Consider the following 9,311-nt stretch of genomic DNA (forward strand, 5'->3'; position numbering starts at 1 on the left):
GTACTAGTTCCGCTGGTCGAGTTCCTCCGAAGAGGCCTCGTAGGTGATGCCGTACAGCTCCTCCTCGGAGACCTCCTCCACGTCACCACCGCTCCGCCACCACGACCGCGACGCCTTCTCCGCGCGACGCTGTTCGCGCAGTTCCCTGCGGGCGTCCTTGCGCGCCCGCCGCTCGGTGGAGCGGTCGGCGCGACGGGCCTTACGGGTCCTCTTCAGTTCCTCGCGACGTTCGGCGATGGTGGGTCCGGGGACCTCACCGGTCTCGGTGGTCTCGGACTCCTCCTCGCGGGGTCGCAACGGGGTGACCGTCGCCAGTCCCTCGCCGCTGGGCACGTCCTGGGGCAGTTCCACTGTCGGCATCGACGGTTCGGGGGTGCGTTCGGCCTTGGCCTCCTCCCGGCGGGCGACCACCGAGTGGTTCGACCTGCGTGTGTACCACCAGTTGGCGATCCACGCCGCCACCGCCGCGGCCACCCCCACCTCCAAGGCGGCCACCAACCCCACCTGCCAGGCCGAAGGACCCACCTCCGCCAGGCGCTGAGTGCCCAACGAACCACCGGCGGCACCGGCCAGAGCCGCGTACAGGATCCCCGTGGTCACCCCGCACACGAATCCCCACAGCGGAGCCGCCTCGCTCACCACGTCCGGGGCGTGGCGTTGGGTCACCACACCGCCGAGCGCCCCCGCCACGAACGGCACCGCCAGTGCCACCAAGGACAACACCGGGGCCGCGCCGTTGGACGGCAGCGCGGCGAGCATCGGCAACGCGGGCAGTGGCCCCACCGAAACACCCGTCGGCGCCACCAGCGTCTCGGCTCCCACCGCGAAGCCCGGGCCGAGCGCGTAACAGACCGCGAAGATCACCGCGTTGGGCAGATAGGCCAGCTGGACGATGAACAACAGCACCCCGCCGATCAGGCCGGGGGCGAGGGACGCGGTGACCGCCAGCACCTCGTCGTAGCTCATCGCCAACGCCACCAGGAACAACAGCAGACCGCCGGCGAGCAGGGTCCCCGAGGACGCCAACATCCCCACCAGCAGCGAACGACTACGGGCCGGCATCAGGTCGAGCAGGTCGCCCGCGGCCACACCCTTGTCCTTCATGAGCTGGCGCAGCACGCCCAGGCCACCGGCCAGGAACGCGATCACGAACCCCATCAGCAACGCTCGCGGCATGCTCGGCTCCACGGCGTCCGTGTGCGCCAGCAACGCGAGCGTGCCCGCGATCGCCGCGTAGGGACCCGCGATCGCCAGGGCCGCCCGGTACACATGCCGCAGTCGTTCGATCTCGCAGTTGCGGGCCAACCACCGACCGAACCGGTACAGCAGCATTCCGGGCAGCAGCACCAACCCCATCGGCAGCAGACTGATCTGCCCCTCCATGATGGTGAAGGACACGTGGTGGCCCACCAACCAGGCCAGGACCGCGCTGCGCAGCAGGTCGGCGATGTCCTCACCGAAGGTGTCGTGCGGTGCCGCCACCCAACCGACCATGGTGAAGGTGACGATCACCGCCAAGCCGATGCCGGCGGCCGACGCGGCGGCGATCCCGCCGGTCGAGTAGACCGGGCGGGGCTCGCCCAGAGCCGAGGAGGCCTCGGGCGCGTCGCCGGACTTCGACGGGCGCCCTCTGTCGGGGGGTGATGCTGGCGTACTCACCCGACTTATGCTGCCAGGGACCGGAATGCTCCGCGGCATCCGGCTCGCGCGTGTCGTATCCGCGTCAGGGGCCGGGAACGGGGAACGAACGAGATACGTCGTAAGATCATGAGCTCTCTCCCCGCTCGAAGGACGATCATGTCAGAGCCCGCCCCGGACCACCCCTACCGTCTCTCGGACTCCGAACGCGACGAGGCCCTGGACCGACTGCGCACGGCGCTACAGGACGGGCGGTTGGACCTGGACGAACACGAGCGGCGCACGAACGAGACCCTGCACGCGGTCACCAACACCGACCTGGTCCCGCTCTTCGACGATCTACCCCGCGCGCTCCGACCCAGCGCCATCGACGGACCGAAGGAGACGGCCGTGGCCCCCGCGCCGCGCACCAAGGGCGACGTGGCCGAGGCGGAGGAGAAGAACCAGAAGAACGGCCCCAACGTCAACGGGGCGGTCATCTGGGGCGGCGTCATCTTCGTCATCTGGGGGATCCCCGCCATCGCCTACGGAGGTACGAGCTCCCTCATCGGATGGCTGATCTTCCTGCTGCTGTTCATGGTGCCCGCGGTCACCGTCGCGACCGTCCAGGGCATCCGCAAGAGGTCGGACCGGCCGCCCGAGATCGAGGAGTAGGCCGGCGGGGGCGGGCCCCGCACACGAGACGGCTCCGCCCCGCCGACCGGGAGACCCGGTGGCGGGGCGGAGCCGTCGATTCTTCGAGAAGACCTAGAAGAGCCCGCGAGCCAGCTCGGCGGTCTCGGTCGGAGTCTTGCCGACCTTGACGCCCGCGGCCTCAAGGGCCTCCTTCTTGGCGGCGGCCGTACCGGAGGAACCGGAGACGATGGCGCCGGCGTGGCCCATGGTCTTGCCCTCCGGGGCGGTGAAGCCCGCGACGTAGCCGACGACCGGCTTGGTCACGTTCTCCTGGATGTAGGCGGCGGCGCGCTCCTCGGCGTCGCCACCGATCTCACCGATCATCACGATCACGTCGGTGTCCGGGTCGGCCTCGAAGGCCGCCAGGGCGTCGATGTGCGTAGTGCCGATGATCGGGTCGCCACCGATGCCGACGGCGGTCGAGAAACCGATGTCGCGCAGCTCGTACATCATCTGGTACGTGAGCGTGCCCGACTTCGACACCAGGCCGATGCGGCCCGGCTTGGTGATGTCGGCCGGGATGATGCCGGCGTTCGACTGACCCGGGGTGATGAGACCGGGGCAGTTCGGGCCGATCACGCGCGTCTTGTTGCCCTTGGCGCCCGCGTGGGCCCAGAAGGCGGCGGTGTCGTGGACCGGGATGCCCTCGGTGATCACGACGGCCAGACCGATCTCGGCGTCGATGGCCTCGACGACGGCGTCCTTGGTGAACTTCGGCGGAACGAAGATCACGGTGACGTCGGCGCCGGTGGCCTCCATGCCCTCGGCCACGGAGCCGAAGACCGGAACCTCGGTGCCGTCGAAGTCGACCTTCTGGCCGGCCTTGCGCGGGTTCACGCCGCCGACGATGTTGGTGCCGGAAGCGAGCATCCGGCGGGTGTGCTTGGTGCCCTCAGAGCCGGTCATGCCCTGGACCAGCACCTTGCTGTCCTTGGTCAGGAAGATAGCCATGGTGAATTCGTCCCCTACTTCGCCGCGAGCTCGGCGGCCTGAGCGGCGGCGCCGTCCATCGTGTCGACCCGACGAACCGCCGGGTGGGCACGCTCGTCCAGGATCTGTCGGCCCAGTTCGGCGTTGTTGCCGTCCAGGCGCACCACCAGCGGCTTGGACACGTCGTCGCCGCGGCCCTCCAGCAGCTCCAGCGCCTGCACGATGCCGTTCGCGACGGCGTCACAGGCGGTGATGCCACCGAAGACGTTGACGAATACGCTCTTGACCGCGGGGTCGCCCAGGATGATCTCCAGGCCGTTGGCCATGACCTCGGCCGAGGCGCCACCACCGATGTCGAGGAAGTTGGCGGGCTTGACGCCACCGTGGTTCTCACCGGCGTAGGCGACCACGTCCAGGGTCGACATGACCAGACCGGCACCGTTACCGATGATGCCGACCTCGCCTTCGAGCTTGACGTAGTTGAGGCCCTTGGCCTTGGCGGCGACCTCTAGCGGGTCACCCTCCTCGGCGAAGGTCAAGCTCTCCAGGTCCTGGCGGAACTCGGCGTTCTCGTCCAGGGTCACCTTGCCGTCGAGGGCGACGACCCGGCCGTCCTTGGTCAGGATGAGCGGGTTCACCTCCGCGAGGGTGGCGTCCTTGCCGACGAAGGCGTCCCAGAGCTTGGTGATGATCTCCGTGGCACCCGCGACGGCGGCCTCGGGCAGCTTGCCCGCCTTCACGATCTCCGCGGCGACATCGGCCGGGGCGCCGTTGAGTGCGTTGATCGAGATCTTCGCGACGGCGTCGGGGTTGGTCTCGGCGACCTCCTCGATCTCCATGCCGCCCTCTTTGGAGCAGATGGCGAGGAAGTCGCGGTTGGCGCGGTCGAGGAGGAAGGAGAAGTAGTACTCCTCGGCGATGTCACTCGCCTCTTCGACCAGGACACGGTGGACCGTGTGGCCCTTGATGTCCATGCCGAGGATCTGCTCGGCCTTGGCCTGAGCGTCCTCGGGGCCGTCGGCGACCTTCACACCGCCGGCCTTACCGCGGCCACCGGTCTTGACCTGGGCCTTCACGACGACACGGGGCTTGCCCGCGGCGGCGAACTCATCAGCGATGGCACGTGCCTCAGCGGCCGTGCTCGCCACCTTTCCCTGGGGTACGGGGACTCCGTACTCTGCGAAGAGTTCCTTCGCCTGGTATTCGAACAGGTCCACGAGGGTCCGTCCTTGTAAATCGCTGGCTCAAGTTTGTACCGGGGTGGCGTGTCCGGATCGGCGGTGACGCACTGATGTCACACGACGCAAACCCCCGATGGGGGCTGAGCCGCCTACAGAGATCGAGATCGCCGCGGCGTTGCCACCCGCGACATGCGCAAAGCTTAGTCGCCCGGGATCCGGCCGCCGGCCATCGGGGCCTCGTTGACCCCCCGGGGCCGCCCCGGAAAGCCGCTCGCGCGGTAGTAGCACGGTTCTCACGTGGGAAAATCTGTGACCAGAGACACGACCGCTAACACCGTTCCCACGGCCCACGATGCGAGGAAGATCACGACTCGGGGGTCGGTCGGGCGTGGGGTCAGGCGGCGTGCGCCGGGCGGATGTTCTCCCGCACCCAGTCGGCGATGTCCGTCGTCGGCGCACCCGGCGTGAAGATCCGGGCGACCCCCATCGACTCCAACTCCGCGACGTCCGAATCGGGGATGATGCCACCACCGAACACCCGGATGTCGGTGGCGTCGTTCTCTCGCAGGAGCTCCATGACCCGACCGAACATCGTCATGTGGGCGCCCGAGAGCACCGAAAGGCCGATGGCGTCCGCGTCTTCCTGGAGCGCGGCGGACACGATCATCTCCGGGGTCTGGCGCAGACCCATGTAGATGACCTCCACCCCGGCGTCCCTCAGCACCCGGGCGACGATCTTGACCCCTCGGTCGTGTCCGTCCAGACCCGGCTTGGCGACGACGACCCGCGCGGCGGACTCGGCCATGGCGTACCCCTCACGACGTTTCCCCGCCCGCCCGGCACCCCTTGTGAGGGTCTCCCCGGGCGCCGAGGAGGCGATGATGAACTCGTGTGAAGAGTAACGCAGCTCACTCGGGGATGCCCGGCGCGGGTCTCGGGTATCTTCCGACCATGGGAGACAACACCACCGGCTTCGAGCACATCAGCACCGATGAACTGCGTGAACGCGCCGTGGAACTGGCGCGGAAACGGTGGGACCTGCGGTTCTTCTGGAAGCTGCTCGGCCTCATTCCGGCAGGCGAGGCCGCCGCCGGGCACACCGAGTCCAGCCAGGCGAGCGTCGCCCAGGCCTCCGGCCTGTTCTTCGAGGCGCTCTCCGCCGAGGACGACCCCGAACTCCAGGAGGCCCTGCGTCCGGTCTACGTCCAATACCTGGTCGACCACGAGAACGACGAGGAATAGCCCCCTCACCTCCATGTCCGAAAACCGCCGGCCCCGCGGCTCTCGGTCGGTGAACATGGAGGGGTGATGAACGACGAGCAGCGCTACAGAGCGGTCCGCAGCAGGGACTCCCGCTTCGACGGGGTCTTCTACACCGCCGTGCGGACCACCGGCATCTACTGCCGTCCGAGTTGCCCGGCGGTCACCCCCAGACGAGAGAACGTCCGGTTCTACCGTTCCGCCGCGGCCGCCCAGGAATCCGGTTACCGCGCCTGCAAACGCTGCCGTCCCGACACTGTGCCCGGCTCCGCCGAGTGGAACGTACGGGCCGACGTGGTCGGGCGGGCCATGCGTCTCATCAACGACGGTGCCGTGGACCGCGGCGGGGTGGGCGCCGTGGCCGCGTCACTGGGATACAGCGAACGTCAGCTCAACCGGCTGCTCACCACCGAGGTCGGAGCGGGACCACTGGCGCTGGCCCGCACCGAGCGGGCGCACACCGCCCGAATCCTGGTGGAGACCACCGACCTGCCCATGACCGACACCGCGTTCGCCGCGGGCTTCGCCAGCGTCCGCCAGTTCAACGAGACCATGCGGGCGATCTACGACCGCTCCCCCGGCCGGATGCGAGAGGACGCCGACGGCGGTACCGTCGCGACCGGTTCGGGCACCATCACGCTGCGACTTCCCTACCGGGGGCGGATCGACCTGCCCGGGATGCTCGCCTTCCTCGGGGAACGCGCGGTGCCCGGGGTCGAGGAGTACGTCGACGGGACGTACCGGCGCACCCTCAGGTTGGCGAACGGACCCGGAATCGTGGAGCTGTCCCCGGCGAACGGGTCGAGGGCCGTGGGCCGGCACGTGCTGTGCCGGTTGCGGCTGACCGAACCACGCGACCTGGGCGGGGCCGTCCGTCGTTGCCGAAGCCTGCTCGACCTGGACGCCGATCCCGAGGCCGTCGCCGAGATCCTCGGGCCCGACCCCCTGCTGGGGCCGGTGCTGCGCGAGCGCCCCGGCGTGCGCGCCCCCGGTCACGTGGACCCCGCCGAACTCACGGTGCGGGCGGTCCTGGGTCAGCAGGTGTCGGTGAGGGCCGCGCGTACCCTGGCGGGCCGGCTGGTCGAACGGTTCGGAGAACCCTTGGAGCGGCCCGACGGCGCCCTCACCCACACGTTCCCGGCACCCGACGCGCTCGCTTCGGCGGACCCGACCGCGATGTCGATCCCGGTGGCCCGCGGCCGCGCGCTGGTGGGGGTGGCCGCGGCGCTGGCCGACGGCCGGGTCGACCTCGGACCCGGCTGCGACCGGGACGAGGCGGAGCGGAGACTGGTGGAGTTGCGCGGCATCGGCCCGTGGACCGCCCGATACGTGCGTATGCGGGGCCTGGGCGACCCGGACGTGTTCCTTGAGACGGATCTGGGGGTCAAGAAGGCCCTGGAGAGGGCGGCGTTGCCGGCCACCCCCGCGGCGGCGGCACGAGGAGCACTGGCCTGGAGCCCTTGGCGTTCCTACGCGACCCACCTGTTGTGGGCGTCTTTGGACCATGACGAACACCGAGAGAGGCGAGGACGATGACCTACACCGATCAGGACGCACTACCGCTGGACCTGCCCGAGGCCACCGAACCGGCGGCCCCGCACAGGATGACCTCGGTACGGTTCCGTGAACCGATACCGGGCTCGACCAGGTACACGACGGTGGACTCGCCGTTGGGGGAACTCCTGCTGTTCGGCGACGGTGAGGCCTTGGCCGGGGTATCGACCCCGCCCAAGGACGGATCACCGCACCACGTCGGCGAGAGGTGGCTGGCGGACCAGGCTCCGTTCACCGAGGTGAAACGGCAGCTGGCCGCCTACTTCGCGGGTGAACTGCGCGAGTTCGACCTGCCGTTGGCGCCCGCCGGCACACCCTGGCAGTTGCGGGTGTGGCGGGCCCTGACCACCATCCCGTACGGGGAGACGGCCGGCTACGGGGAGCTGGCCGAGGAGCTGGGACGGCCCACCGCCTCGCGCGCCGTGGGGGCGGCGAACGGCCGCAACCCGATCAGCGTCATCGTCCCCTGTCACCGGGTGATCGGCGCGAACGGCTCACTGACGGGGTACGCGGGAGGGCTGGAGCGGAAGAAGAAACTTTTGAACCTCGAAAACCGCAATCGCGTATGAAATTTTCGTTACCCCCCTTGATCGGGGATGGGGACGTGCTTACTCTTCGGTAACCACATCAAGGTTGTGGTGTCATACCCCGTTCGCTACTCGACTCCCCCAGGAGAAGCGTTGGCACTGCCCACCCCCGCCCCCCGATTCCTGCCCATAGGCGCGCTCACGGTCACCATGTCCGCCGCCCTGCTCGCGGGAGCCTCCACCCCGGTCTCGGCCCAGCCGTCCGCTCCGTCGCACAGCACGGCGGACAACGTCGAGATCATCGTCGAACACGCCGAGACCCTGGACCTGCCCCGCACCCTGAGCACCACCTCCGAGTCCGCCGAGGACGCCCTGGCCGACGCCGTCATCGACGACGTCCTGGCCGAACGCGACACCGGGCTGTCCACCCTGGCCGACCAGGAACGCGACGTCCGCGTCGACATCCGAGAAGCCGCCGACGGCGCCGCGTTCGGCGTCGCCATCGTGACCGCCACCATGGGCGCCGACGAGGACCCCGACGCCTGGCTGTTCGCCGCCGAACACGAGGCCTCCGACTGGTCCATCGGCCTGGAGGGAACCGAGGAGTTCTCCTCGATCCTCGCCGAAAGCTCCCTGCTGGCCGAGGAGGAGCGGGAAACCGTCGCCGCCTCGACCAACCCCTCCGAGGCCGCCCCCGCCAGCTACGTCGGCGTCGGTCTGCCCTACGCCATCGGCACTTCCATGATCATGACCGGTGGCCCCCACGGAAACGTGGGAGAGTCCGCGGACTTCGCCGGCGGCGCCGGTCAGGCCCGCGCGTCCCGTGGCGGCTACGCCTACAGCCTGTGCACCGGCTGGACCCGTGTCATCCACGACAACGGCTTCTCCACGGACTACTACCACCTGGAGGACTACCAGTGGCTGCCCGGCAACAACGTCGGCACCGGCCACTACCTGGGCACCCAGGGCAACAGCCTCTGCGCCGGCGGCTCCACCACGGGCGCGCACATCCACTACTCGCTCCGGGCCTACAACGACCCCAACGCGGCGGGCTGGTACGTCTCCCTGAACGGTAGGACCCTGGGCGGTTGGACCTTCGTCCAGGGCGCCCAGTACGGCGGCTACGCCTACCGCGACGGCGTCGGCACCATCTACCCGGGCGGTTCCATGTACAACTACGGCTTCTGACCCGAGCCACCCCGCCGGTCAGCCGGTGAGCCGACCGGCGCGCTCTGCGAGCGTGCGGCGGCGTGTAGTAAGAGGGGCCTCTACAACGGAGTGGAGGCCCCTCCCCCATGCCCACCCTCGGGTGGTAAGTGCTGGGGTTATCCACAGGCGGGGAGTTCGGGGTGGTGAACCGTTCCGCCTACGTGATCCCATCGATCTTGGGGGAGCCGCTGGTTTCGCCGGTTTCGTGCTGCCCAAGGTCTCCTGGTGGGGCGCCTGGGGTTGGGAGTCTTGGGGTTGTTGGGCGGGGTGGGGGTGGGTTCTCCCTCCTTCCCCGCCGCGTGATTGTTGCCGCCCGCACCGCACGCGTCAAGGCGAT

The 9,311-nt window shown here is 69.3% G+C and carries 9 protein-coding genes; 5 read left to right on the forward strand and 4 right to left on the reverse strand.

Features of this window, described 5'->3' with window-relative positions; all coding sequences use genetic code 11:
• Positions 1-3: 3 nt before the first annotated feature.
• Positions 4-1,659 carry a DUF6350 family protein gene (locus ABZ717_RS12865; protein ID WP_358508863.1) on the reverse strand — a complete coding sequence of 552 codons (1,656 nt, stop codon included), beginning with the start codon at positions 1,657-1,659 and terminating at the stop codon, positions 4-6.
• Positions 1,660-1,797: 138 nt separating this feature from the next.
• Here ABZ717_RS12865 and ABZ717_RS12870 point away from each other — a divergent pair, with 138 nt between their 5' ends.
• A complete protein-coding gene (locus tag ABZ717_RS12870) occupies positions 1,798-2,292 on the forward strand; it encodes a DUF1707 domain-containing protein (RefSeq protein ID WP_358508865.1) in 495 nt (164 codons plus the stop codon).
• Positions 2,293-2,385: 93 nt separating this feature from the next.
• Here ABZ717_RS12870 and sucD read toward each other — a convergent pair whose 3' ends face one another.
• From sucD to ABZ717_RS12885, 3 genes are all read right to left on the reverse strand, one after another.
• Positions 2,386-3,264 (reverse strand): succinate--CoA ligase subunit alpha, encoded by an 879-nt coding sequence (gene sucD, locus ABZ717_RS12875; protein WP_358508867.1) that lies wholly within the window; start codon positions 3,262-3,264, stop codon positions 2,386-2,388.
• Positions 3,265-3,278: 14 nt separating this feature from the next.
• Positions 3,279-4,460 carry an ADP-forming succinate--CoA ligase subunit beta gene (gene sucC, locus ABZ717_RS12880; protein WP_358508869.1) on the reverse strand — a complete coding sequence of 394 codons (1,182 nt, stop codon included), beginning with the start codon at positions 4,458-4,460 and terminating at the stop codon, positions 3,279-3,281.
• Positions 4,461-4,818: 358 nt separating this feature from the next.
• Positions 4,819-5,229, reverse strand: coding sequence for a cobalamin B12-binding domain-containing protein (locus ABZ717_RS12885; protein ID WP_358508871.1), 411 nt, complete (start codon positions 5,227-5,229; stop codon positions 4,819-4,821).
• A 146-nt stretch (positions 5,230-5,375) separates the two neighbouring features.
• Between ABZ717_RS12885 and ABZ717_RS12890 the strand changes: the two genes are divergently transcribed.
• From ABZ717_RS12890 to ABZ717_RS12905, 4 genes are all read left to right on the forward strand, one after another.
• Complete coding sequence (locus ABZ717_RS12890) at positions 5,376-5,666, forward strand: hypothetical protein (RefSeq protein ID WP_358508873.1); 291 nt, start codon at positions 5,376-5,378, stop codon at positions 5,664-5,666.
• Between the two features lie 66 nt (positions 5,667-5,732).
• The gene (locus tag ABZ717_RS12895) at positions 5,733-7,220 is read left to right on the forward strand and encodes an AlkA N-terminal domain-containing protein (protein ID WP_358508875.1); all 1,488 of its coding nucleotides are present in this window, start codon (positions 5,733-5,735) and stop codon (positions 7,218-7,220) included.
• Positions 7,217-7,807 carry a methylated-DNA--[protein]-cysteine S-methyltransferase gene (locus tag ABZ717_RS12900; RefSeq protein ID WP_358508876.1) on the forward strand — a complete coding sequence of 197 codons (591 nt, stop codon included), beginning with the start codon at positions 7,217-7,219 and terminating at the stop codon, positions 7,805-7,807. The genes ABZ717_RS12895 and ABZ717_RS12900 overlap by 4 nt, the downstream gene beginning before the upstream one ends.
• 111 nt (positions 7,808-7,918) lie before the next feature.
• Positions 7,919-8,953, forward strand: a complete 1,035-nt coding sequence (locus tag ABZ717_RS12905) for a peptidase M23 (protein WP_358508878.1) — start codon at positions 7,919-7,921, stop codon at positions 8,951-8,953.
• Positions 8,954-9,311 lie beyond the last annotated feature (358 nt).

The sequence above is a fragment of the Nocardiopsis sp. NPDC006832 genome, from assembly GCF_040635885.1.
GTDB lineage: Bacteria > Actinomycetota > Actinomycetes > Streptosporangiales > Streptosporangiaceae > Nocardiopsis.

Coding starts and splice junctions, on each gene's coding strand:
- ABZ717_RS12870 (WP_358508865.1), top strand. CDS start 1,798: ATGTCAGAGCCCGCCCCGGACCACCCCTACCGTCTCTCGGACTCCGAA.
- sucD (WP_358508867.1), bottom strand. CDS start 3,264: ATGGCTATCTTCCTGACCAAGGACAGCAAGGTGCTGGTCCAGGGCATG.
- ABZ717_RS12885 (WP_358508871.1), bottom strand. CDS start 5,229: ATGGCCGAGTCCGCCGCGCGGGTCGTCGTCGCCAAGCCGGGTCTGGAC.
- ABZ717_RS12890 (WP_358508873.1), top strand. CDS start 5,376: ATGGGAGACAACACCACCGGCTTCGAGCACATCAGCACCGATGAACTG.
- ABZ717_RS12895 (WP_358508875.1), top strand. CDS start 5,733: ATGAACGACGAGCAGCGCTACAGAGCGGTCCGCAGCAGGGACTCCCGC.
- ABZ717_RS12900 (WP_358508876.1), top strand. CDS start 7,217: ATGACCTACACCGATCAGGACGCACTACCGCTGGACCTGCCCGAGGCC.